32 protein-coding genes are annotated in these 21,016 nt (G+C 68.4%); 4 read left to right on the top strand and 28 right to left on the bottom strand.

The features are described from left to right. Position 1 precedes the first annotated feature (1 nt). From ACQHIV_RS36070 to ACQHIV_RS36060, 3 genes are all read right to left on the bottom strand, one after another. Positions 2-541 (bottom strand): hypothetical protein, encoded by a 540-nt coding sequence (locus tag ACQHIV_RS36070; RefSeq protein ID WP_427888806.1) that lies wholly within the window; start codon positions 539-541, stop codon positions 2-4. Further along, the gene (locus tag ACQHIV_RS36065; RefSeq protein ID WP_427888805.1) at positions 538-1,035 is read right to left on the bottom strand and encodes a SigE family RNA polymerase sigma factor; all 498 of its coding nucleotides are present in this window, start codon (positions 1,033-1,035) and stop codon (positions 538-540) included. The genes ACQHIV_RS36070 and ACQHIV_RS36065 overlap by 4 nt, the downstream gene beginning before the upstream one ends. A gap of 766 nt (positions 1,036-1,801) precedes the next feature. After that, positions 1,802-2,257, bottom strand: coding sequence for a nuclear transport factor 2 family protein (locus ACQHIV_RS36060; RefSeq protein WP_427888804.1), 456 nt, complete (start codon positions 2,255-2,257; stop codon positions 1,802-1,804). 122 nt (positions 2,258-2,379) lie between these two features. Here ACQHIV_RS36060 and ACQHIV_RS36055 point away from each other — a divergent pair, with 122 nt between their 5' ends. Both ACQHIV_RS36055 and ACQHIV_RS36050 read left to right on the top strand, forming a co-directional pair. Beyond that, the gene (locus ACQHIV_RS36055) at positions 2,380-2,928 is read left to right on the top strand and encodes a TetR/AcrR family transcriptional regulator (RefSeq protein ID WP_427888803.1); all 549 of its coding nucleotides are present in this window, start codon (positions 2,380-2,382) and stop codon (positions 2,926-2,928) included. Further along, a complete protein-coding gene (locus ACQHIV_RS36050; RefSeq protein WP_427888802.1) occupies positions 2,925-3,932 on the top strand; it encodes a hypothetical protein in 1,008 nt (335 codons plus the stop codon). The genes ACQHIV_RS36055 and ACQHIV_RS36050 overlap by 4 nt, the downstream gene beginning before the upstream one ends. 7 nt (positions 3,933-3,939) lie before the next feature. On the opposite strand, the gene ACQHIV_RS36045 is transcribed toward ACQHIV_RS36050, so the two are convergent. Next, a complete protein-coding gene (locus tag ACQHIV_RS36045; protein WP_427888801.1) occupies positions 3,940-5,622 on the bottom strand; it encodes an ABC-F family ATP-binding cassette domain-containing protein in 1,683 nt (560 codons plus the stop codon). 103 nt (positions 5,623-5,725) lie between these two features. On the opposite strand from ACQHIV_RS36045, the gene ACQHIV_RS36040 reads away from it, so the two are divergent. Next, complete coding sequence (locus ACQHIV_RS36040) at positions 5,726-5,917, top strand: hypothetical protein (protein WP_427888800.1); 192 nt, start codon at positions 5,726-5,728, stop codon at positions 5,915-5,917. On the opposite strand, the gene ACQHIV_RS36035 is transcribed toward ACQHIV_RS36040, so the two are convergent. From ACQHIV_RS36035 to ACQHIV_RS35980, 12 genes are all read right to left on the bottom strand, one after another. Then, positions 5,918-6,670 (bottom strand): hypothetical protein, encoded by a 753-nt coding sequence (locus ACQHIV_RS36035; protein WP_427888799.1) that lies wholly within the window; start codon positions 6,668-6,670, stop codon positions 5,918-5,920. Further along, the gene (locus ACQHIV_RS36030; RefSeq protein ID WP_427888798.1) at positions 6,663-7,196 is read right to left on the bottom strand and encodes a SigE family RNA polymerase sigma factor; all 534 of its coding nucleotides are present in this window, start codon (positions 7,194-7,196) and stop codon (positions 6,663-6,665) included. The genes ACQHIV_RS36035 and ACQHIV_RS36030 overlap by 8 nt, the downstream gene beginning before the upstream one ends. Positions 7,197-7,212: 16 nt before the next feature. Continuing rightward, positions 7,213-7,821, bottom strand: coding sequence for a class I SAM-dependent methyltransferase (locus tag ACQHIV_RS36025; RefSeq protein WP_427888797.1), 609 nt, complete (start codon positions 7,819-7,821; stop codon positions 7,213-7,215). After that, complete coding sequence (gene truA / locus ACQHIV_RS36020) at positions 7,814-8,626, bottom strand: tRNA pseudouridine(38-40) synthase TruA (RefSeq protein WP_427888796.1); 813 nt, start codon at positions 8,624-8,626, stop codon at positions 7,814-7,816. Before truA ends, ACQHIV_RS36025 begins: the two co-directional genes overlap by 8 nt. Before the next feature lie 60 nt (positions 8,627-8,686). Continuing rightward, positions 8,687-9,385, bottom strand: a complete 699-nt coding sequence (rplQ, locus tag ACQHIV_RS36015) for a 50S ribosomal protein L17 (protein ID WP_427888795.1) — start codon at positions 9,383-9,385, stop codon at positions 8,687-8,689. 68 nt (positions 9,386-9,453) lie between these two features. Beyond that, entirely contained in the window at positions 9,454-10,479 is a 1,026-nt protein-coding gene (locus ACQHIV_RS36010) for a DNA-directed RNA polymerase subunit alpha (RefSeq protein WP_427888794.1), read from the bottom strand. Positions 10,480-10,579: 100 nt separating this feature from the next. Beyond that, positions 10,580-11,188 carry a 30S ribosomal protein S4 gene (gene rpsD / locus ACQHIV_RS36005; protein ID WP_344191691.1) on the bottom strand — a complete coding sequence of 203 codons (609 nt, stop codon included), beginning with the start codon at positions 11,186-11,188 and terminating at the stop codon, positions 10,580-10,582. A 25-nt stretch (positions 11,189-11,213) separates the two neighbouring features. Continuing rightward, positions 11,214-11,621: a 30S ribosomal protein S11 gene (rpsK, locus tag ACQHIV_RS36000; RefSeq protein WP_131286332.1), complete on the bottom strand. Its 408-nt coding sequence runs from the start codon at positions 11,619-11,621 to the stop codon at positions 11,214-11,216. 35 nt (positions 11,622-11,656) lie between these two features. Beyond that, on the bottom strand, positions 11,657-12,028 hold the full coding sequence (gene rpsM, locus ACQHIV_RS35995; RefSeq protein WP_141854777.1) for a 30S ribosomal protein S13: 372 nt from the start codon (positions 12,026-12,028) through the stop codon (positions 11,657-11,659). A 174-nt stretch (positions 12,029-12,202) separates the two neighbouring features. Further along, the gene (rpmJ, locus tag ACQHIV_RS35990) at positions 12,203-12,316 is read right to left on the bottom strand and encodes a 50S ribosomal protein L36 (protein WP_008361054.1); all 114 of its coding nucleotides are present in this window, start codon (positions 12,314-12,316) and stop codon (positions 12,203-12,205) included. A 32-nt stretch (positions 12,317-12,348) separates the two neighbouring features. Then, positions 12,349-12,570 (bottom strand): translation initiation factor IF-1, encoded by a 222-nt coding sequence (infA, locus tag ACQHIV_RS35985; RefSeq protein WP_012923661.1) that lies wholly within the window; start codon positions 12,568-12,570, stop codon positions 12,349-12,351. 92 nt (positions 12,571-12,662) lie between these two features. Continuing rightward, on the bottom strand, positions 12,663-12,986 hold the full coding sequence (locus tag ACQHIV_RS35980) for a winged helix-turn-helix transcriptional regulator (RefSeq protein ID WP_427888793.1): 324 nt from the start codon (positions 12,984-12,986) through the stop codon (positions 12,663-12,665). A 76-nt stretch (positions 12,987-13,062) separates the two neighbouring features. On the opposite strand from ACQHIV_RS35980, the gene ACQHIV_RS35975 reads away from it, so the two are divergent. Further along, a complete protein-coding gene (locus ACQHIV_RS35975) occupies positions 13,063-13,959 on the top strand; it encodes an NAD(P)-dependent oxidoreductase (RefSeq protein WP_427888792.1) in 897 nt (298 codons plus the stop codon). Here the strand turns inward: ACQHIV_RS35975 and ACQHIV_RS35970 are convergent. The 12 genes from ACQHIV_RS35970 to ACQHIV_RS35915 all read right to left on the bottom strand — a co-directional run bounded on the left by ACQHIV_RS35970 (position 13,943) and on the right by ACQHIV_RS35915 (position 21,015). Beyond that, the gene (locus ACQHIV_RS35970) at positions 13,943-14,704 is read right to left on the bottom strand and encodes a hypothetical protein (protein WP_427888791.1); all 762 of its coding nucleotides are present in this window, start codon (positions 14,702-14,704) and stop codon (positions 13,943-13,945) included. The two genes, ACQHIV_RS35975 and ACQHIV_RS35970, sit on opposite strands and share 17 nt — an antisense overlap. Before the next feature lie 47 nt (positions 14,705-14,751). Continuing rightward, on the bottom strand, positions 14,752-15,201 hold the full coding sequence (locus ACQHIV_RS35965; RefSeq protein ID WP_427888790.1) for a DUF1707 SHOCT-like domain-containing protein: 450 nt from the start codon (positions 15,199-15,201) through the stop codon (positions 14,752-14,754). Between the two features lie 64 nt (positions 15,202-15,265). After that, positions 15,266-16,099: a type I methionyl aminopeptidase gene (gene map / locus ACQHIV_RS35960; protein WP_427888789.1), complete on the bottom strand. Its 834-nt coding sequence runs from the start codon at positions 16,097-16,099 to the stop codon at positions 15,266-15,268. 9 nt (positions 16,100-16,108) lie between these two features. Further along, on the bottom strand, positions 16,109-16,681 hold the full coding sequence (locus ACQHIV_RS35955) for an adenylate kinase (RefSeq protein WP_427888788.1): 573 nt from the start codon (positions 16,679-16,681) through the stop codon (positions 16,109-16,111). Continuing rightward, positions 16,681-17,982, bottom strand: coding sequence for a preprotein translocase subunit SecY (secY, locus tag ACQHIV_RS35950; RefSeq protein ID WP_427888787.1), 1,302 nt, complete (start codon positions 17,980-17,982; stop codon positions 16,681-16,683). Before secY ends, ACQHIV_RS35955 begins: the two co-directional genes overlap by 1 nt. A 135-nt stretch (positions 17,983-18,117) precedes the next feature. After that, positions 18,118-18,558 carry a 50S ribosomal protein L15 gene (gene rplO, locus ACQHIV_RS35945; RefSeq protein WP_130441472.1) on the bottom strand — a complete coding sequence of 147 codons (441 nt, stop codon included), beginning with the start codon at positions 18,556-18,558 and terminating at the stop codon, positions 18,118-18,120. Between the two features lies 1 nt (position 18,559). Next, positions 18,560-18,742: a 50S ribosomal protein L30 gene (gene rpmD, locus ACQHIV_RS35940; RefSeq protein WP_141854791.1), complete on the bottom strand. Its 183-nt coding sequence runs from the start codon at positions 18,740-18,742 to the stop codon at positions 18,560-18,562. Further along, the gene (gene rpsE, locus ACQHIV_RS35935; protein ID WP_141854793.1) at positions 18,742-19,341 is read right to left on the bottom strand and encodes a 30S ribosomal protein S5; all 600 of its coding nucleotides are present in this window, start codon (positions 19,339-19,341) and stop codon (positions 18,742-18,744) included. Before rpsE ends, rpmD begins: the two co-directional genes overlap by 1 nt. A 30-nt stretch (positions 19,342-19,371) precedes the next feature. Next, a complete protein-coding gene (gene rplR / locus ACQHIV_RS35930; protein ID WP_344191669.1) occupies positions 19,372-19,755 on the bottom strand; it encodes a 50S ribosomal protein L18 in 384 nt (127 codons plus the stop codon). A gap of 2 nt (positions 19,756-19,757) precedes the next feature. Next, the gene (gene rplF, locus ACQHIV_RS35925; RefSeq protein WP_427888786.1) at positions 19,758-20,300 is read right to left on the bottom strand and encodes a 50S ribosomal protein L6; all 543 of its coding nucleotides are present in this window, start codon (positions 20,298-20,300) and stop codon (positions 19,758-19,760) included. 27 nt (positions 20,301-20,327) lie between these two features. Then, positions 20,328-20,735 carry a 30S ribosomal protein S8 gene (rpsH, locus tag ACQHIV_RS35920; RefSeq protein WP_141854799.1) on the bottom strand — a complete coding sequence of 136 codons (408 nt, stop codon included), beginning with the start codon at positions 20,733-20,735 and terminating at the stop codon, positions 20,328-20,330. A 94-nt stretch (positions 20,736-20,829) separates the two neighbouring features. Further along, entirely contained in the window at positions 20,830-21,015 is a 186-nt protein-coding gene (locus ACQHIV_RS35915) for a type Z 30S ribosomal protein S14 (RefSeq protein WP_012923674.1), read from the bottom strand. Position 21,016: the final 1 nt, after the last annotated feature.

The following is a 21,016-nucleotide window of genomic DNA, read 5'->3' as shown; positions in this document are numbered from 1 at the left end:
GCTAGCTGATGTTGCCGACCATCCAGAGATGGCCGGCGAGGCAGTCCCGCCCTGTCCAGGTGGCCTGGAAGTGGTCGGCGCCGCCCCCGCCGATGGTGATGGGTACGCCGGACCGCGTGACCACGTGGCCGCCGGAGTCGAGGATCTCGAAGGACTTCGCGTCGCCCCTGACGGTGTAGCCGCGGGGCCAGACGAGCGTCACCGACGGCTTGCCCGGGCCCGGCCGAACGCAGCCGTTCGCGTCGACGGTCAGCGTGGTGGGCATGGCGGCCTCCATTCCGCTGAGACCGTCCGAATCAGACGTGACGATCCGCGGGGTATCCGCGACCGCCGCCGGTCCGCTTGGAGCACCGGTGGGGAGGACGGCCCACGCCGTACCCGCGATGGTGGCCACCGAGGCGATCGCCACACCCCCGGCCGCGAAGCGCCGCCTCCGGATCCGCCTGCGCCGGATGCGCTCCGCAACGGCGTCCTCGGCGAGGTCAACGGCGTCATTGCCCTCGGCGGCCGCGAGGCGGAGCAGGTCTCGTAGGTCGTTCATCGCGCACTCTCCTCGTTGACAGCGAGCTGTACGGCGAGCTTGGCCCGCGCGTCGGCCAGATGGCGCTTCACCGTGCCCTCGGCACAACCGAGCTCGTCCGCGACCTCGGCGACGCTCAGATCCTCGTAATAGCGCAGGACTACGCACGCCCGCTGCTTCGGTGACAGCGTCGCGAGCGCTCTCCGGACCTCATCCGCCACCACGATCCGGTCGTCGTCGTGGTGCGGCAGATCGATCAGCAGGTGCCGTTTCGCATGCCACCGCTTGAGCCGCCGCCGGCTGTCGACGTACTGGTTCAGCATCGCGCGCCGGACGTACGCCTCGAGCTCGTCGATGTCCTCACCAACCCGGCGCCGGCCGAACACCCGCGTGAGCGCCTCCTGCACCAGATCGCCGGCCGCCACGGGATCACCGGTCAACAGGAGCGCATAACCACGCAACGCCCCACCCCGAGCAGCCACCAGCCCCCGAAACGCCCCCTCCCAGTCGGCCATCCCACCACCGTCCTCTCCCCACCCCAGACGAACAACCAACCCACCACGTTGGGGCACACCAGAACAATTCTCAGAACCCACGTCGACCAAGCGCCCACCTCGACCCGAATCCCCACCCGGGCGTCCCGCTGCCCCCAGGCAAAACGCACACCCGGCGGGCGGTCCCCCTTCCGCCAAGGCCAGGTGAGGCAGCACCCGGCGCCACCACCCCGCCCGTCACCATCACCGTCGCCCCGACTCCGGACGCCCGACGCCCGACGCCCGACGCCCGACAACAGAATCGGCCAAGCGGCGCCTACCCGCAGGCGGCGCATCCCGCCCACACCAACGACCTCCGCGCGCCACCTCCGCCCGGGCACGCCGCCGAGTCCGGCCAGCAAGCATCCGCCGCGAAGGCGCGCCCCACCCGCAGTCGGCAAACGGAACCCCGGGCAGCACCCCCCAGCACCCCGATGCGGCAGCATCCGGCGACGATCACCTCCGCTCGCCACACCCTCCGCGCACGCCGCCAAAGGCGGCCAACAAACACCCGCAGCGACCCACCCGCACCCACCGGCACCTACCGGGGAGAGTCCCGGGCGGCACGCTCCCGGGACCCCGGCGCACAGGCACACGGCGCCGACCACCTCCGCACGTCACCACCCTCCGCGCACGCCGCCGAAGGCGGCCAACAAGCAGCCGCCGCGAAGCGGTGTCCTTTTGGAATGGAGATGGCCCCGGGCGGGCTGTGGTGCCTCGGTCCGGGGCCGTCTGGTGCTTCTGGGGGTTAGGACGTGGTCGGGGTCGTGGCTGGTTCCCGGAGGTGGGTGATGAGTTCGTCGACCTGGCCGCGGGCGCGGATCATCGCGAGGTGGTCGAGGTAGTCGCGGGACTCGACGATCAGCCCGTCGCGGACCCGGAGGACGAAGATCGCGGGTACCCGGAACGGTTCGCCGGTGGCGAGGATCGTGCCGGCGTACTCGAACTCGGCGACGATCACCTCCGGGTCGTCGGTCCGGTGGACGCGGATGTTGTCCGGCTGGAAGCGGACCACCTCGGTCACCCGGGGGCCGACGCCGCCGAAGTGTTCGCGGAGTGCGTCCCGGGTGAGCAGCGGGTGGTCGCCGTACGGGTGCATCGGGTGCCGTACGTCGGTCTGCTCGGCGTACAGCTGCGGCAGTACGGCGAAGTCGCGGTCGGCGACGCCGTGCACCAGCTTCAGGAAGACCTCTTCAGGAGTCATCGGAATCCTCACACGAGATAAACGGAGTGACGACTATCGAATATATGGAGTCGTAACTTCGTTTACAACCGGATAAGGGTTCCCGGCGTCTTCTAGGCTGAGGGCGACGGAGGGGAGCTGGCGTGCGGGCAGACGCGCGGGACAACCGGGCCAGGATCATGACGGCGGCGGACGACGTCTTCGGACGGTCGCCGGGGGCGTCGACCGACGATGTGGCGAAGCTGGCCGGGGTCGGGATCGCGACGGTGTTCCGGCACTTCGCGACCAAGACCGAGCTGCTCGAGGCGGTCCTGACACTGCGCCTGGAACGCCTGCGGGACCGGGCGCTGGAGTTGGCGGGCAGTGCGGATCCGGGGGCGGCGTTCTACGAGTTCTTCACCCAGGTGGTGTCGGAATCGGCGTCCAAGCTGGCGATCGCCGAGGCGCTGACCGCGTCCGGCGCGGCCGCCGGCGAGGAGGCGCGGGCGGCCGGGCGCGGGATGCGGGAGGCGTTCGACGGCCTGCTCACCGCCGCGCAGAAGGTCGGTGCGGTGCGCCCGGACGCGCACTTCCCCGAGGTGTACGCGCTGCTGATCGGCGCCTCCCGCGGCGCCACCGCGGCCGGCCTGCAGCCCGACGTACGGGACCGGATGCTGGGGATCGTGTACGACGGTCTGAAGCCGCGTACGTGATTCGCCGCCGGCGATCCTGGTCGCGCCCGCGCCGCATCACGGTCGCGGTCGTACTGGCGATCGTCCTGCTGGTGGTCGCCCCGCTCGGCACGTACGCGATCTCGCTCCGGATCCAGTACGCCGGCGACCCGTCCGCGGACGCCCGGACCAGGGGCCAGGACGCGTTGTGGCTCGGCCACGCCTGGGTCGACGGACGGAAGACCACCGCCGACGTCACCGCTCTCGCGGAACGCCTGCAGGGCACCGGCATCCACGACCTGTACGTACACACCGGCCCGCTGGAGCACGACGGATCGTTGCCGCTGGCAAAGGTATCGCCGAAGGCGCGCTGGTTCGTCGACGCGGTGCACGCGGCGATGCCGGGCGTACGGGTGCAGGCCTGGCTCGGCGACGTCGTACAGCCGGGCGAGGAGCACGGGATGAACCTCGACGACGCGGCGGTCCGCCGGCGGGTCGTCGCGTCTGCGAAAGCCGTTCTGCAGCAGGGTTTCCAGGGCATCCATTACGACTTCGAGCCGGTCCGGTCCGGGTCGAAGGGCTACCTCGCCGTACTCGACGAGACACGCGCGCTCGGTACGACGCTGTCGGTCGCGGCGGCGCAGATCGACCCGCTCTGGTACCTGCACGCGATCCCGGTCGAGAAGTGGTGGTCGCAGGACTACTTCCGCCAGGTCGCCGAGCGGGTCGACCAGATCGCCGTGATGACGTACGACACCGCGATGCCGCTGGAATCCCTGTACGGCGGGTACGTCGCCAAGCAGACCGAGCTGGCGCTGGAGGTCACTCCCCCGACCACCGACCTGCTGATCGGGCTCCCTGCGTACTGGGAGAACAACGCAGCCCACTGGGGCCACGCCGAGACCGTAAGCGCCGCCGTACGCGGCGCCCGGCTCGGCCTTGGCAACTCTTCCCGCAAGAACTTCGGCCTGGCCCTCTACGTCGACTTCGCCGCCACCAACGACCAATGGACCGCCTACCGCGACGGCTGGTGCCTCCAGCCCTAGCCAGGCCCTAGCGGGCGCGGTCTACGCGGCCCTCGTCCCAAACGGGCTCGTCTGGTTCGTAGACGGAGCCGTCGGCGCCGAAGACGAGGTAGCGGTCGAAGCCGCGGGCGAACCAGCGGTCGTGGGTGACGGCGAGGACCGTGCCATCGAAGGAGTCCAGGCCCTCCTCCAGAGCCTCCGCGGACTCGACGTCCAGGTTGTCGGTGGGCTCGTCGAGGAGGAGCAGCGTCGCACCGGACAGCTCGAGCAGGAGGATCTGGAAACGGGCCTGCTGACCGCCGGACAGGCTGTCGAAGGTCTGCTCGGCCGCATGCGCCAGCTCGTACCTGTCCAGCTTCCGTGACGCCAGCTCGCGCCCCATGCCCTCCCGGTGGTCGTCACCGCGGTGCAGGATCTCCAGCAGCGTCCTGCCGACCAGCTCCGGGTGCTCGTGCGTCTGCGCGAACCAGCCAGGCCGTACGCGCGCACCGAGCTTCGCCTTGCCCGTGTGGGCGACAGGTGCGATCTGCACGTCACCGATCGGCTGGTGCTCGACGTCCGGGTCAGAGCCGCCAGTAGCGAGCAGCCGGAGGAAGTGCGACTTCCCGGAGCCGTTGGACCCCAGCACGGCCACGCGCTCGCCGTACCAGACCTCCACGTCGAAGGGCTTCATCAGACCGGTCAGCTCGAGCCCTGTGCACACAACGGCCCGCTTACCGGTACGGCCGCCGGTCAGGCGCATGCTGACCTTCTGCTCGCGCGGCAGCGCCTGCGGCGGGCCGGCTTCCTCGAACTTACGCAGCCGTGTCTGCGAGGCGCGGTACCGCGACGCCATGTCGGAGTTGTACGCCGCCTTCTGCTTGTACATCAGCATCTGTGCGCGCAGCTTCGCGTGTTCCTCGTCCCAACGCTTCCGTAGCTCCTCGAAGCGTTCGAACCGGTGCTCCCGAGCCGCGTGGTACGTCGCGAAACCCCCGCCGTGCGTCCACGCGTTGTTGCCTGCCGCGCCGAGCTCCACCGTCACGATACGGGTGGCCGTGTTGGCCAGCAGCTCCCGGTCGTGGCTGATGTACAGCACGGTCTTGTCCGACGTACGGAGCTGCTCCTCGAGCCACCGCTTCCCCGGTACGTCGAGGTAGTTGTCCGGCTCGTCCAGCATCAGCACCTGCTCCGGCCCGCGCAGCAACGCCTCCAGCACCAGGCGCTTCTGCTCACCGCCGGACAGCGTCTTCACCTCACGCCAGCGGCACCGGTCGAACGGGATGCCCAACGCTGCCGTCGTACAGACGTCCCAGAGCACCTCGGCGTCGTACCCGCCGACCTCGCCCCAGTCCGCCACGGCCTGCGCGTACTTGAGCTGGGTCTTCTCGTCGTCGGCCTCCATCATCGCCAGCTCGGCCTTGTCGAGCTTGGCCGCCGCCTCCCGGATCGCGTCCGGCGCGACCCCGAGCAGCAGGTCCCGGACCGTCGACTCGTCTCGCACCGACCCGACGAACTGCCGCATCACGCCGAGCCCGCCGGACCGCGAGATGCTCCCGCTGTGCGGTTTCAGGTCGCCGGCGATGATCCGCGTGAGCGTGGTCTTCCCCGACCCGTTCGCTCCGACCAGCGCGACCTTCGCCCCGTCCCCCACCCGAAACGTGATGTCGTCCAGCAGCACCCGCCCGTCCGGCAACTCGTACCCGATCCCGGCGACATCCACGTGACCCATTCCCCCAGTCTGTCAACAGTCGGTGGACCGGGCGACCGGTTATCGCCGGGCGGCCCCGGTCGTCCCTATGATCGGGACGGAGCCAGGTGAGGAAGAGGTGCGGATGGACGGGCAGGAACCGGACCGCCCGGCGGGACAGGCGAAGCCGCCGGACAAGGACGAGGTCGACTGGCTCAAGAAGTTCGTCGGGCGCGCCACGGGCCCCGGCAGTCATGGTGTGTACAAGAACACCGGTGAGCGGCCCGACAACGTGCGGCGGCTGGAGAAGCCCACGCCCAAGCGCGAGATCGACTGACTACCAGCCCTGCAGCGCGTTCAGGTAGGAGCTGCCGGTCGGGCGGACCGTGCCGACCATGAACAGCTTCAACGGCGCGGCAAACAGGCCGTATGTGTGGGTCCCGGTGAAGAAGCCGGGCGACTCGCACCCGTCGTACTCCACCCAGATCTCCCGTACGCCGTCTGCCGTGCTGAAGCGCAACACGATCGCCTCGGCCGGCTTCGCCGTCTGCGGCGCGCACTTGAAGACCGGGAGCGCCGGGTTGCGCTCCGGGAGGATCTTGATCGCGTTGACCACCTGCTGTGCCACGGACGCGTCGAACGCCTGCTGACCGAGCACGGTGCCGTCGGACATGCGGTAGCGGCAAGCCGTCAGGCCTGTCACCGGCGTACTGAGCTCAAGACCCGTCCCGGCAGGCAGTGCGTTCGGTCCATCGGCCCGTTGGATCGCAGGACCGCTCGGGCACGTGCTTTCTGCCTTCGGCGCGACGATCCCATTGCTTTTGGCCGTGCCGGCAGCTGGAGCCGCCCCCGTGTCGCTGTGGCTGGAAGCGACCGGCGACTCGCTCCCCGCGAGACCCCACACGCCGCCGCCGACCACAGCGACCAGCACCGCACCAGCGGCGACTGACCACGCCTGTCGCCGCCGGTGTACCCGGCGACGGGCCTCCCGCGCCAGCCCACTCTTCTGCATGCCTGTGGCACCAGCGTGGTCCTGGAACGCCGAGGTGATCTTGGGGCCGAGCTCCTGCTCAGGGTCGTACTCAGGCATCCTCGGCTCCTTCCGTGCTCTCTTGATCGCTCAATGTGGTCTTCAACGCCGCCAGGGCTCGGTGTACGTGCGACCGTGCCGTCGCTTCCGCGCAGTGGAGCAGCTGGGCGATCTCGGCGTACGACAGCTCCTCGTAGAACCGCAGTACGACGGCAGCACGCTGCTTGTCGGGCAACGTCGCGCACAGGTCCCAGATGGCGTCCGCCTCCGCCCGCTGCGCCGTACCGTCACCAACCGCACGCGCCGTACGCACGGGGTCGTCAACAGGAGCCTCCCGCCGCCGGAACCGGCGCCACCACGAGATGTGCGCGTTCACCACCATCCGCTTCACGTACGCCTCGGGGTCGTCGGCACGGCTCACCCGCCCCCACCGCGCGCAGGCGGTCGTCAGGGCGTCCTGTACGGCGTCCTCGGCCAGGTTGGAGTCCCCGGTCAGCACATAGGCGAACCGCAGCAAGGCGTCGGCCTTCTCGGTGACCCACGCCTCGAAGTCGACGGGCTCGACCCGCACCTCCGCTGCCGCCAAGGCTGCCTCCATGTCCTCAGGACGGCGCTGTACCCGCGTTCGTTGCACGCAGCACCCGGAAACCCTTCGCGCTGGCGACCCGGGTGCAGGGGTAGCCCTGCTCGGTCATCCAGCGCTGCAGGGAGTCGCCGCCCAGGTTCTTGCCGACGACGAACCATCCCACGCCGCCGGGGGCAAGCCGGCCGAGCCAGTGCAGCAGCATCTTGTGCAGCTCGGCCTTGCCGATGTGGATCGCCGGATTCGACCAGATCTGGTCGAACAGCAGGCCTTCGGGTACGTCGTCCGGCAACGCGACGTGCACCGCGACCCCCGCGGCCTCCGCGTTCAGCTGGGCGAGCTCCAGCGCCCGGTTGTTCACGTCGACCGCCCACACGGTCGCGTCCGGCGCCTCGACCGCCAGGGCACAAGCGATCGGCCCGTACCCGCAGCCGAGGTCCAGGAACGTGCCCGACCCCACAGGCGGCTCCACCGAGCGCAGCAGGACCGACGTACCGATGTCCAACCGGTCCCGGGAGAACACCCCGGTAGCCGTTGTGAACACATACGGCTTGTCCCAGATCCGCGCCTCGACGGTACGCCGTACGTCCGCCGACGCAGGCTCCGCCGAAAAGAAGTGGTCACCCACGCTGATGTACCTCTCCTCGCACCTGCCGTGCCTGCAACGCCCGTGCGGCCAGCTCGTCGTCCGCCGGGTACCGCACTTCCTCCAACGTGAGCCCGTGCGCCGGCAGCACCGACACAGCCGAGTCCCGCACCTTTCCGGCGAGTACTGCGCCCGGCCACGCCACGTCCCGCCGCCCGTCGCCCACCGGGAGCATGGAACCGACCAGAGCGCGCACCATCGAGTGGCAGAACGCATCCGCGATCACAGTGCCCTCCAGCAGCCCAGGACCCGTCCGTTGCCACGAGAACTCCAGCAACGCCCGTACGGTGCTGGCACCCTCCCGCTTCTTGCAGAAAGCAGCAAAGTCGTGCTCCCCGCGCAGCCTGGCCGCGGCGTCGTTCATGCGCTCCACATCCATCGGCCGCCCGACGCGGAGCACATGGCCCCGGGTCAGCGGATCCCAGCCGGCCGGGTCGTCGCACAGCCGGTACACGTACCGCCGGGCCAGGGCCGAGAACCGGGCGTCAAAGCCGTCTGGAGCCGCCGTCACGGCCGTAACAGCCACGTCCGCGGGGAGTACGCCGTTCAGCCCTCTGAGGAGCCGTAGCGGATCCACAGCGTCGTCCACGTCCACATGGGTCACCTGCCCACGAGCATGTACGCCGGTGTCCGTCCGCCCGGCACATGTCACGGTCAACGGCTCCGGCAGGCGCAGTACGACGCGCAGGGCCTCCTCGAGCGACCCCTGCACGGTCCGGAGACCCTCCTGACGGGCCCAGCCGTGAAAGGCCGCTCCGTCGTACCGAAGATCAATCCGCCAGCGCACACGCCAATCTAACGCAACGAGGCCCCCGCACCGTCCGGTGCGGGGGCCTCGTCAGCAGACTTACTTGTCGTCGGCGTCCGAACCGCCGGCCTTGGCGAAACCAGCCGCCTCGGCGTCCTCGGCGGTCTTGAACCAGACCTCGGCGACGGTCTTGTCGTACCACGGCGACTCGGTGGTGTGGTACTTCATCGAGTCCTCGTTGCCCTTGACCGTGTATCCCTCGGGCGCGGAGCCGTCGGCGTTCGGGGCGGCGGAGTTCTCGTACTTGCCGGCCACGACGTCCTGGACCTTGGCGTCCTCGGCCGGCGCGTCCTCGACCTTGTCCTGGACCTTGTCCTCGACCTTGGTCTCGGCCGCGGCAGCCTTCTTCGCCGGGGCCTTCTTGGCCTTCGGCGAGTCGGACAGCGCCTCGACCAGCTCGATCTTCACCATCGGGGCGTTGTCGCCCTTGCGCGGGCCGAGCTTGGTGATCCGGGTGTAGCCGCCCGGACGGTCGGCGTACCGCTCGCCGATCTCGGTGAAGAGCACGTGCACGACGCTCTTGTCCTTGATCCGCTTCATCACCTGGCGGCGCGAGTTCAGGTCACCGCGCTTGGCCTTGGTGATCATCTGCTCCGCCAGCGGCTGCAGGCGCTTGGCCTTGGCCGCGGTGGTGGTGATGGCGCCGTGCTCGAACAGCGACGTCGCGAGGTTGCTGAGGATCAGCTTCTCGTGCGCCGGGCTGCCGCCCAGGCGGGCACCCTTGGTGGGGGTTGGCATCTCGTAACTCCAGGAATCTAAGGCCCGTCGGGCCGAAGGGATGTAGGGCCCGACGGGCCTTGGTCAGCTCAGTACTGCTCGGTCTCGGCGAAGCTCTCGTCCTCGTCGTCCGCCTCGTTGCCGTAGGCACCGGACGCGGCGCGGAGGTCGAACCCGGGCGGGGAGTCCTTCAGCGACAGGCTCATCTCGGCCAGCTTCAGCTTGACCTCGTCGATGGACTTGGAGCCGAAGTTCCGGATGTCCAGCAGGTCCTGCTCGCTGCGCGAGATCAGCTCACCCACGGTGTGGATGCCCTCGCGCTTCAGGCAGTTGTACGACCGGACGGTCAGCTGCAGGTCCTCGACCGGCAGCGCCAGGTCGGCGGCCATCTGCTCGTCGACCGGCGACGGGCCGATGTCGATGCCCTCGGCCTCGACGTTCAGCTCGCGGGCCAGCCCGAACAGCTCGACCAGGGTCTTACCGGCCGACGCGACGGCGTCGCGGGGCAGCATCGACGGCTTGGTCTCGACGTCGACCACCAGGCGGTCGAAGTCGGTGCGCTGCTCGACCCGGGTCGCCTCGACCTTGTAGGTGACCTTGAGGACCGGGGAGTAGATCGAGTCGACCGGCATCCGGCCGATCTCGGCGTCCGCGGACTTGTTCTGAACGGCGGACACGTAGCCGCGGCCCCGCTCGACGACCAGCTCCATCTCGAGCCGGCCCTTCTCGTTCAGGGTGGCGATCTTCAGGTCCGGGTTGTGCACCTCGACACCGGCCGGCGGCGCGATGTCGGCGGCGGTGACGTCACCGGGGCCCTGCTTGCGCAGGTACATGGTGACCGGCTCGTCGTGCTCGGAGGAGACGACCAGGTCCTTCAGGTTCAGGATCAGCTGGGTGGCGTCTTCCTTCACCCCGGCCACGGTCGAGAACTCGTGCAGGACACCGTCGATCTTGATGCTGGTCACGGCCGCCCCCGGGATGGAGGACAGCAGGGTCCGGCGGATCGAGTTCCCGAGGGTGTAGCCGAAGCCCGGCTCCAGCGGCTCGATCATGAACCGCGAGCGGTACTCGTCGACGACCTCTTCGGTCAGGGTTGGGCGCTGTGCGATAAGCAACTTCTTGTTCCTTCGTGACTCGCGACGACCACTATTTGAGGCCGCGATGGATGAAGAACCACCGGTCCGGCCGGCGGCGGGGCCGCCGGCCGGAACCGGGTCAGTTCTTCGAGTAGAGCTCGACGATCAGGTGCTCGGCGACCTGGGTGTCGATCTGCTGCCGGGTCGGCAGCTGGTGGACGAGGATCCGCAGCCGCTCGGGCATCACCTCGAGCCACGCCGGGACGACACGCTCGGCGTGCGTCTCGCGGGCGATGATGAACGGCGTCGTCTCGGCCGACTTCGCCTTGACATCGATGATGTCGTGGGCGGAGACGCGGTACGACGGGATGTTCACCTTGACGCCGTTCACGGTGAAGTGACCGTGCACGACGAGCTGGCGGGCCTGGCGGCGGGTACGGGCGAGACCGGAGCGGTACACCACGTTGTCCAGCCGGGACTCCAGGATCTGCAGCAGGTTGTCACCGGTCTTGCCGGAGCGCCGCGAGGCCTCCTCGTAGTACCGGCGGAACTGCTTCTCGAGAACGCCGTACGAGTAACGCGCCTTCTGCTTCTCACGCAGCTGGAGCAGGTACTCGCTCTCCTTCGGGCGGCCGCGGCCGTGCATACCCGGCGGGTACGGACGACGCTCGAACGCCTTGTCGCCACCGACGAGGTCGACCCCGAGACGGCGCGACTTCTTGGTCATAGGTCCGGTGTAACGGGCCATGGTTCGCTACCTTCCTCTCTCTGGGTCAGACCCGGCGCCGCTTGGGCGGCCGGCAGCCGTTGTGGGCGACAGGGGTGACGTCCTGGATGGTGCCGACCTCGAGGCCGACCGCACCCAGCGAACGGATCGCGGTCTCACGGCCGGAGCCGGGACCCTTCACGAACACGTCGATCTTGCGCATGCCGTGCTCCATCGCCCGGCGCCCGGCGGCCTCGGCGGCCATCTGCGCGGCGAACGGGGTCGACTTGCGCGAGCCCTTGAAACCGACGGTGCCCGCGGAGGCCCACGAGATGACCGCGCCGGTCGGGTCGGTGATCGTCACGATCGTGTTGTTGAACGTGCTCTTGATGTGCGCGTGGCCGGCGGCCACGTTCTTCTTCTCCTTGCGGCGCACCTTCTTCGCGCCGGCCGCGGTGCGGCTCTTGGGAGGCATAGGTCAGTTGCTCCTGGGGTTGACGGTCATCCGGGTCACTTCTTCTTCTTGCCGGCGATCGCCTTACGACGACCCTTGCGGCTACGGGCGTTGGTCCGCGTGCGCTGACCGCGCACCGGAAGCCCGCTGCGGTGCCGGCGACCCTGGTACGACCCGATCTCGATCTTGCGGCGGATGTCCGCGGTCACCTCGCGACGGAGGTCACCTTCGATCTTGTAGTTGCCTTCGATCCAGTCCCGGAGCTTGACCAGCTCGTCGTCGCCCAGCTCGTGGACGCGCTTGTCCGGGGAGACCCCGGTGTTCTTCAGCGTTTCCTGGGCGCGCGTACGGCCCACACCGAAGATGTACGTGAGAGCGACCTCGATGCGCTTGTCGCGCGGCAGGTCGACTCCTACGAGGCGTGCCATGTGGCGGTGTTCCTTTCGTCGGCAGAGGTGTGGTGGCGCGCTGCGTCCCTGCCCGCCTCGGTGAGATTCACCGGCAGGGCCCTGGCCTCTGTTCCAGGGGCAACGTCCAGAACGGATCCTGGACGAGCATGCGCGCTGTGGTGCGAAAGTGCCGTGTTACTGCGTGAAGGCTTGTCAGCCCTGCCGCTGCTTGTGCCGCGGGTTCTCGCAGATCACCATGACCCGGCCGTGCCGGCGGATCACCTTGCACTTGTCGCAGATCTTCTTGACGCTCGGGTTGACCTTCATCGAGCTACTTTCTTCGACAGGTGTTGGTGGTGTTACTTGTACCGATAGACGATCCGACCCCTGGTGAGGTCGTACGGCGACAGCTCCACGACGACCCGGTCCTCGGGGAGGATCCGGATGTAGTGCTGCCTCATCTTGCCGCTGATGTGCGCGAGCACCTTGTGCCCGTTGGACAGCTCAACACGGAACATCGCGTTCGGCAGGGCCTCGACGATGGTGCCCTCGAGTTCGATTACTCCCTCTTTTTTGGGCATGTCCTCGCACTTCTGTAGACGTGACTGGCTATGGCTACAAAGAGCCAAGGAAAAAGTGTACGCCACGCGCTGCGATCAGCCCAATTGAGCCCTCAGCGGGTACTCTCCAGCTCCGCCATGTGCTCGGCGCCCCAGTCGTCCAGCGGCATCAAGGCGACGTTGAGTGACATTCCGAGTTCGGTGAGTGAGTACTCGACCCTCGGCGGCACCTGCTGGAAGACCTCGCGGTGCACGATGTCCCGCGACTCCAGCTCGCGCAACTGCTGGATCAGCATCTTCTCGGTCACCCCGGAGATCTCCCGGCGCAGCTCCCCGAACCGCGTCGGCCCGTGGTGCAGCGCCCACAGGATCCGTGGCTTCCACTTCCCGCCGATCACGTCGGCCGCCGCGTCCAGACCACAGGTGTACGGGCGCATACTTACCTTTCCGTCAGTACCGCACTATTTAGTGGGTACTTGTCCATCCTAAAGCGTCGCCGTCAGGGTGGACGGCATGAAGACACCTGTCACCGTCCTGGGGCTCGGCGCGATGGGAACCGCCCTCGCCCGCGCCCTCCTGGCCGCCGGCCACCCGACCACCGTCTGGAACCGGACCCCCGGCCGCTCCCCCGAACTCGACACCCTCGGCGCCACCCGCGCCGCGACCGCCGCGGAAGCAATCGCCGCGAGCGCGCGCACGACGGCGACGGCGGGAGCGGGTGGTGGCCTGGTCGTCGTGTGCCTGCTCGTCGACGACACGGTGCGCAGCACGCTCGACGGCCTCGACCTCACCGGCCACACGATCGTCAACCTGACCAACAGCACCCCGGAGCAGTCCAGGGCCACCGCGGAACGCCTCGCCTCAGCGGGTGCTTCGTACCTCGACGGCGGCATCATGGCCGTGCCCCCGATGATCGGCACGCCCGGCGCCTTCATCTTCTACAGCGGCCCGCAAGAGGTCTTCGAGGAGCACCGTACGGCGCTCGAGGTGCTGGCACGACCGGCGTACGTCGGCACGGACCCCGGGCTCGCCGCGCTGTACGACATCGCCTTGCTGAGCGGGATGTACGGCCTGTTCGGCGGCGCCCAGCACGCCCTCGCCCTCATCACCAGCGCCCACATCCCGGCCGCCGACTTCACGCAGCAGTTCCTGGTCCCCTGGCTGACAGCCATGCTCACGAGCATCCCGAACATGGCTAGGCAACTCGACAACGGTCCTGTGGATACGGCTGATTCGAATCTCGCGATGCAAGCAGCTGCCTACGAGAACCTGGTCACGACAGCACAGAAGCAAGGTGTCGACCCGAGCCTGCTCACCCCGATGGGCGAGCTGCTACGGCGGGCGGTGGCGACCGGGCATGGGGAAAGCGGGCTGTCGGCGCTGGTGGGGCTGCTCAGGGCTGCTGGCTAGCGGCCCATTGTTCGCCGGCGCGCCAGATCTGCTCGGGCATCAGGTCGAGCAGATCGCACGCCGCGTCCAGCTGCGCGAGCGCCGTACCGGAATCGCGGTACGCCGGCAGGATCGCGACGAACCGCCGCCCCTCGCAGCTGAACCCGAACTCCGGTACGTCGGCCAGCGCCTCGGCCGCCCGCGGATGCAGGACCGCGAGCGCGTGGTCCTCGCGCCCGTTGAACAACTGGTACCGCGTGGACAGCCCGTCGACCGTGATCGGCAACGGCAGCAGGCTCGCCGCCGCGACCGGGGCCAGCCGCGCGGGCAGCACCTGCAACGGCGGCAGCGGCCGATCCACCTGCAGGTCGAGGAAGTCGAAGCCGAGCTCACGCCGCCGTACCTTGTGCCGGAACCGTCCGGTCCAGAACTCCCGCCCGCGATGCCGCCCGGACGTCACGTCCGTGACCTCGGCGTCCGGGTCCGCGTCGAACGGTGGGAACGGCCAACGATCCAGCAACTCGTCCGCGGACGCACTGAGCCGCCAGCCGAGCTGCCCCGCGGCATCGGCCCACTCGCGGCGACGGCGGTTCTCCCCCAGCCGCAGGCCGAGGGTCAGCCCGACCAGCGCGAGGAACCAGACCAGCACGAACCACCCGACCCAGCGCGGCTCCAGCAACAGCCCGACGATCGCCAGCGGTACGGCGACCACGAACCAGAGCACGTAGACGACGGCGGCCCCTTGGTGCAGCTGCCACGCCCACACCGGCCGCAGCCGCGGACCACCTACTCGGCGACCGACCGGGGCCGAGGTCAACGGCGCCTGCCGAGACCGCCCAGGGCGATGATCGCCCACGGGATCAGCAGCCAGACCGGCCAGAAGTGCGGCCAGTGCCCGCCGTTGCCGAGCCCGATCACGAACCAGATCACGACGTTGATCGCCACCACACCGGTGAACCCGCCGATCGCGCCACCCCGGCGGCGGTCGGGACGCCGGTCCCGCTGCCGCTCCGGGAAGCTGCCCGGCTCCGGCGCCGGCTTCGAGTCCTGTACCGCCGCGGGCGTCTCGTACGTCCGGACAGCCGGCAGGTCACGCACCAGCGGCTCGAGTTCGCCGTACGTCTGGACCGTGTAAAGCCGGTCGAGCCGCGACGAGAACTCCGGCTGGTCCAGCCGCCCGTCCGCGAACGCGTCCCGCAACCGCCCGGCGATCTTGTCGCGGTCGGCTTCGGTGAATCGCTGGTGCGGCTGGTACTGAGGCATGTCTCAAGTGTGCCTCAGCTCCGGTCCCCTCCGCGTCCCCCAACGGGTTGACCCAAAGGGTCCGTCAGTCGGCGAGGGGGCCGAACTTCACGCCGAGCTCGGCGAGCTTGGCTTCGCCGCCGTCGATGGCGGTCAGCACCCACGGGCCTTGCGGAGTGAGAGTGAACGTGTGCTCGGTGTGTGCGGCGGCCTGGCCGTCGTCGGTGACCACGGTCCAGTCGTCGTCGAGCGTGTGGTTCTCCTGCTGGCCGAGGGTGAGCATCGGCTCGACGGCGAGCGCCATCCCCTCGACCAGCTTCGGGCCCTTGCCCGGACGGCCGAAGTTCGGCACGTTCGGCGGCTGGTGCATGGCCGAGCCGATCCCGTGCCCGACGAAGTCCTCGACGATCCCGTAGGACGAGTTCGCGCGGACATGCGCCTCGACCGCCGCCGAGATGTCGGACAGCCGACCGCCGAGCCGCGCCGCGGCGAACCCGCGCCACATCGACTCCTCGCAGACCCTGGCCAGCTCGAGCAGCTCGTCCGCGACCGCCTCCGGACCGCCGACCGGGACCGTGATCGCGGCGTCGCCGTGCCAGCCGTCGACGATCGCGCCGCAGTCGATCGAGATCAGGTCGCCGTCGGCGAGCACCCGGTCACCCGGGATGCCGTGCACGATCTCGTCGTTCACCGACGCGCAGATCGACCCGGTGAACCCGTGGTACCCCTTGAACGACGGCGTCGCGCCGGAGGACCGGATGTTGTCCTCCGCCATCGCGTCCAGCTCGCCGGTGGTGATACCGGCCTGCACCGCCCCGCGGAGCAGCTCCAGCGTGCGGCCGACCACCAGGCCGGCCTTGCGCATCGCCAGAATCTGCTCGCGGGTCTTGATCTCGATACCGCGGTCCCTGAAGATCACGTGCGTTCGTTACTCCGTAATGGACTTGAGGGCGGCGAGCACGCGCTCGCTGACCTCGTCGATCTCGCCGACGCCGTCCACCTCGACCAGCAGGCCGCGCTCGCCGTACACCGCGAGCAGCGGCTTGGTCTCCGCGGCGTACACGTCCTGCCGGTGCCGGATGACCTCTTCGGAGTCGTCCGAGCGGCCCTCGGACTGCGCCCGCTTGAGCATCCGGCCGACCAGTACGTCGGTGTCCGCGACCAGCGCCACCACGGCGTCCAGCTTGTGGCCGTGGTCGGCGATGATCTCGTCCAGCGTGCCGACCTGGGCCAGGGTCCGCGGGTACCCGTCGAGGAGGAAGCCGTCGCCGGCGTCGGCCTCGGACAGCCGGTCCCGCACCATCGCGTTGGTGACCTCGTCCGGGACGTAGTCGCCGGCGTCCATGTAGCGCTTCGCCTCGACACCGAGCGGCGTCTCGTCCTTCACGTTCGCACGGAAGATGTCGCCGGTGGACACGGCCGGGATATTGAGGCGATCCGCAAGCACCTTTGCCTGCGTGCCCTTGCCCGCCCCGGGCGGACCCATCAGCAACATTCTCATCAGCGCAGGAACCCTTCGTAGTTACGCTGCTGCAGCTGACTCTCGATCTGCTTCACCGTGTCGAGTCCGACGCCGACCATGATCAGGATCGACGTACCACCGAACGGGAAGTTCTGGCTCGCGTTCAGCAGGACGAGAGCCACCAGCGGGATCATCGAGATCGCCGCGAGGTAGATCGCGCCCGGCAGCGTGATGCGGTCCAACACGTACTTCAGGTATTCCTCGGTCGGCCGACCCGCCCGGATGCCCGGGATGAAGCCGCCGTACTTCTTCATGTTGTCCGCGACCTCCTTCGGGTTGAAGGTGATCGAGACGTAGAAGTACGTGAAGAAGATGATCAGGGCGACGTACGTCACCATGTAGATCGGGTGGTCGCCCTTGACCAAGTTGCCCTGGATCCAGTTGGACCAGCTCTTGCCCTGCTGGAACTGACTGACCAGGACGGGGAGATACAGCAGGCTGGAGGCGAAGATGACCGGGATGACCCCGGCCTGGTTCACCTTCAGTGGAATGTAGGTCGACGTACCGCCGAACATCTTCCGGCCGACCATCCGCTTGGCGTACTGCACCGGGATCCGGCGCTGCGCCTGCTCGATGAAGATGACCGCGGCCATGATGACCAGACCGATCGCGATCACCACGACGAAGGTGGTGACGCCCTTCTGCTTGCGGATGCTCCACAGCTGGGTCGGGAAGGTGGCGACGATCTGGGTGAAGATGAGGATCGACATGCCGTTGCCGACACCACGGTCGGTGATCAGCTCACCCAGCCACATGATCACGCCGGTACCGGCGGTCATGGTCAGCACCATCACGGAGACCGTGAACCAGTCGTCCTTGTAGAGCAGCGGCTCGGTGCAGCCCTGGAACAGCCGTCCCGGGGTCCGGGCGAGCGCCACGAACGCGGTGGACTGCAGGATCGCCAGCCCGACGGTCAGGAACCGGGTGTACTGGGTGATCTTGGCCTGCCCCGCCTGACCTTCCTTCTTCAGCGACTCCAGCCGCGGGATCACCACGGTGAGCAGCTGCAGGATGATGCTCGCGGTGATGTACGGCATGATGCCGAGCGCGAAGATCGCGAGCTGCAGCAGTGCCCCACCGGAGAACAGGTTGATCAGGTTGTACAGGTTGGCGTTCTGGCCGCCCTGGGAGATCTTGATACAAGTGTGCAGCGACTGAACGTTCACACCCGGGGCCGGCACCACGGAGCCGATCCGGAAGATCACGACGATGAAGAGCACGAACAAGATCTTCCGGCGCAGGTCCGGCGTCTTGAACGCGTTGGCGAAGGCGCTTAACACCCTGTCCTCCCACAAGTTTCCCTGGCCGCGGGCACGGCAGGGGCCTAGCTAAGCCTCTGGGCAAGAGACGAGCCAGGGCCCGTCCGACCGGCGCAGGATATCAAGCACCGATCGTTACGAGCCCTGGACCTCGTGTCACACCTCGGTCGTGGTTCCCCCGGCCGCCTGGATCTTGTCCGTGGCGGACTTGGAGAACTTGTGTGCCGAGACCTGCAGTGCCACGGTCAGTTCGCCGTCACCCAGCACCTTCACCGGCTGACCACGACGTACCGCGCCCTTGGCGACCAGTTCGGCAACGCCGACCTCGCCACCCTCGGGGAACAGTTGTCCGAGCTTGTCCAGGTTAACGACCTGGAACTCCACTCGGTTCCTGCTCTTGAAGCCCTTCAGCTTCGGGAGCCGCATGTGCAGCGGCATCTGGCCACCCTCGAACCACTCGGGGATGTTGTTCCGCGCCTTGCTGCCCTTGGTACCGCGGCCGGCGGTCTTGCCCTTGCTGCCCTCACCACGACCCACGCGGGTCTTGGCGGTCTTGGCGCCGGGCGCCGGACGCAGGTGGTGAACCTTGAGCGCCATGTCAGTCGACCTCCTCGACGGTGATGAGGTGGCGAACCGCACGAACCATGCCCCGGACCTCGGGCTTGTCCTCGTGGACCGCGCTGTCGCCGATCCGCTTGACGCCCAGGGTGCGCAACGTGTCGCGCTGGTTCTGCTTGCCACCGATGCCCGAACGGACCTGGGTCACCTTCAGGCGTGCCATCAGGAAGCCACCTCCGCCCGCGCCTTCAGCAGCGCTGCCGGAGCGACGTCCTCGACCGGCAGGCCACGGCGCGCGGCCACGGCCTCCGGGGTCTCCAGGCTGCGCAGCGCCTCAACGGTGGCGTGCACCACGTTGATGGAGTTGGACGAGCCCAGCGACTTGCTGAGGATGTCGTGGATCCCGGCGCACTCCAGTACGGCGCGCGCCGAGCCGCCCGCGATCACACCGGTACCGGGCGCGGCCGGACGCAGCATGACCACGCCGGCGGCCTTCTCGCCCTGGACCGGGTGCGGGATGGTGCCCTGGATCCTCGGCACCTTGAAGAACGCCTTCTTGGCCTCCTCGACACCCTTGGCGATCGCCGCGGGCACCTCCTTGGCCTTGCCGTAACCCACACCGACGGTGCCTTCACCGTCACCGACGACCACAAGGGCGGTGAAGCTGAAGCGCCGACCACCCTTCACGACCTTGGCGACCCGGTTGATGGCTACCACGCGCTCGATGTAGGCGGTCTTGTCCGCCTGCTGACCGCGACCACCGTCGCGGCCACGGCGCTCACCACCGGCGCCGCCTCCGCGACGCTGCTGGCCTCCGCTCATTTCGAACTACCTTCCTCTGTGTACGCCATATCAGAACCCGAGCCCGCCCTCACGGGCGGCGTCGGCCAGGGCCGCGATCCGGCCGTGGTACTTGTTCCCGGCCCGGTCGAAGACGACCGCGTCGATGCCGGCTGCCTTGGCGCGGTCGGCGATCAGGCCGCCGACGGTCTTGGCCTTGTCGGTCTTGTTGTCCGCCGCACCGCGCAGGTCGGCCTCCATCGTGGAGGCGGAGACCAGCGTCTTGCCGGCCACGTCGTCGATCACCTGAACGAACAGGTGCCGCGACGACTTGGTGACCACCAGGCGCGGCCGGTCGGCCGTGCCGTTGATCTTCTTCCGGACGCGAATCTGGCGCCGCGTACGCGAGGCCGTCTTCTTGGCGGAGTGCTTGTTGTGCCGCAGTCCGATCGCCATGGTTACTTACCAGCCTTTCCGACCTTGCGACGCACCTGCTCGCCGGCGTACCGGACACCCTTGCCCTTGTACGGCTCGGGCTTGCGCAGCTTGCGGATGTTGGCGGCGACCTCGCCGACCGACTGCTTGTCGATACCGATCACCGAGAACCGGGTCGGCGCCTCGACGTTGAACGTGATGCCTTCCGGCGCGTCCACCGTGATGGTGTGGCTGTAGCCGAGCGAGAACTCCAGCTGGGTCGGGCCCTTGGAGATCACCCGGTAACCAACGCCGACGATCTCGAGCTTCTTCTCGTACCCGTCCGTCACGCCGGTCACCAGGTTGGCGATCAGGGTGCGGGACAGCCCGTGCAGTTCCTTGCTCTTGCGCTGGTCGTCCGGACGCGTGACGGCGATCGCGCCGTCATCGTCGCGACCGACCGCGATCGGCTCAGCGACGACGTGCGACAGCTGACCCTTCGGACCCTTCACGGTGACCGTCTGGCCGTCGATCGTGACGTCGACGCCGGACGGGACCGTGACCGGGAGCTTACCGATGCGAGACATTTCTGTGGTCCTCCTTCCGGTTCTTCGTCACCAGACGTAGGCGAGGACTTCCCCGCCGACGCCCTTGTTCTTGGCCTGCTTGTCGGTCAGGAGACCCTGGGACGTCGAGATGATCGCGACGCCCAGGCCACCGAGAACCTTGGGCAGGTTGGTCGACTTCGCGTAGACCCGCAGGCCCGGCTTCGAGATCCGGCGAACACCCGCGATGGAGCGCTCCCGGCTCGGGCCGAACTTGAGGTCGACGATCAGGGTCTTGCCGACGGCGCCCTCCTTGGGCTCCTCGACCTTGTAGGAGGCGATGTAGCCCTCCTGCTGGAGAATGTCGGCGATGCCCTGCTTGATCTTGCTGTACGGCATCGTGGTCGACTCGTGGTACGCCTGGTTGGCGTTCCGCAGACGCGTCAACATGTCTGCGATCGGGTCGGTCATCGTCATGGCCTGGGGCCTCTTTCCCGCCGTGGTTTCGCCGTTCGGCGACCTACGGTGACTAGATGGTGGTGAATGGGGAGAAGTTCGGGGGTGGAGACGGTCACCAGCTGGACTTGGTGACACCGGGCAGCTCGCCCCGGTGCGCCATCTCCCGCAGGCAGATCCGGCAGAGGCCGAACTTGCGGAAGACCGCCTTCGGCCGGCCGCAGCGCTGGCAGCGCGTGTAGCCACGCACCGCGAACTTCGGCTTCCGGGCCTGCTTGACCTTGAGTGCTGTCTTCGCCACG

This window comes from Kribbella polygonati (assembly GCF_050320105.1).
Lineage (GTDB): Bacteria > Actinomycetota > Actinomycetes > Propionibacteriales > Kribbellaceae > Kribbella.
The sequence above is the reverse complement of the archived record's forward strand: the minus strand, read 5'-3'. Positions and strand labels throughout refer to the sequence as shown.